This window comes from Amycolatopsis sp. NPDC051061 (genome assembly GCF_040682935.1).
Taxonomy (GTDB): Bacteria; Actinomycetota; Actinomycetes; order Mycobacteriales; family Pseudonocardiaceae; genus Amycolatopsis.
Window position 1 is genome coordinate 1 of the sequence record NZ_JBFBBZ010000169.1, and the last position, 1137, is coordinate 1137.

At 39.2% G+C, this 1137-nt stretch carries 1 protein-coding gene; it reads right to left on the minus strand.

What is annotated here, in order from left to right:
* Positions 1-61: 61 nt before the first annotated feature.
* A partial coding sequence (locus tag AB0N03_RS52465; RefSeq protein WP_364389034.1) for a dihydrolipoyl dehydrogenase occupies positions 62-1137 on the minus strand: 1076 nt, incomplete at its 5' end.

Genomic DNA, 1137 nt, shown 5'->3' on the forward strand with positions numbered 1-1137 from the left:
CGTTAGTAAATTTATCCATAGAAAAAATCACTGACAAATCCGTCAGTGATTTTTAATTTTATTAAACGTGAATTGGTAAGCCATCAGCCAATTCAGCTGTATCCATAATCGCTTCACCAAGTGTTGGGTGAGGTTGGATAGTCAATGAAATGTCTTTAGAAGTCAATCCATTTTCAATCGCTAGTGATAAACCAGAAATCAAGTCAGATGCACCAGGGCCAACGATTTGAGCACCGATTAAGGCCCCTTCTTTAGTTTCAGTAATCAAACGTAAGAAACCAGTCGTATCATTCATTGAAATGGCACGGCCATTTGCAGCAAATGGGAACTTAGAAATTTTAACATCTTTACGGTCTTTAACTGATTCAGGCGTTTCTCCAACTGTTGCTAATTCAGTTGTTGTATAAGCTACAGCAGGCAAAGCAACGTGTAAGTCCACGTCGTCCTCAGCTCCAGCAATCGCAGCAGCAGCAACTTTAGCTTGGAAAGAAGCTTTGTGAGCGAGCATTGGACCAGGAACCACATCACCGATTGCATAAATGTGAGGAACATTAGTTGCATAAGAATCGTCAACTTCAATCAAACCACGGTCAGTCAATTTAACATCAGTGTTGTTCAAGCCGATTAAATCAGTATTTGGACGACGTCCAACAGAAACGAGTAAGTAATCACCAGTCACCGTTTGTTCTTTTCCGTCAACCTCAAAAGTCAAAGTTACATCTTTATCAGTTTGAGTAGCTGATTTAGCCATTGCTGAAGTAAAGATTTCAGAACCAGCAGATTTAACGCGATTAGCAATGATATCAGACATTTCTTTATCAAACCCGTTTAAAATGTGGTCCAAACCTTCAACAATTGTAATCTTAGAACCGAGCATACGGTATGCTCCACCAAGCTCAGAACCAATAACTCCTCCCCCAACAATAATCAAATGTTTAGGAACTTCTGGAAGTGACAAAGCACCAGTAGAGTCAATAATGCGACCACCAAATGGGAAAGAAGGAATTTCGATAGGATGTGAACCAGTTGAGATAATCACATCATTAAATTGCAAAAGTTGGAACCCATCTTCTTGTTCAACATTTATTGTATTGTTATCAATAAATTCTGCAGTTCCTTGAATCACGTCAACTTTGT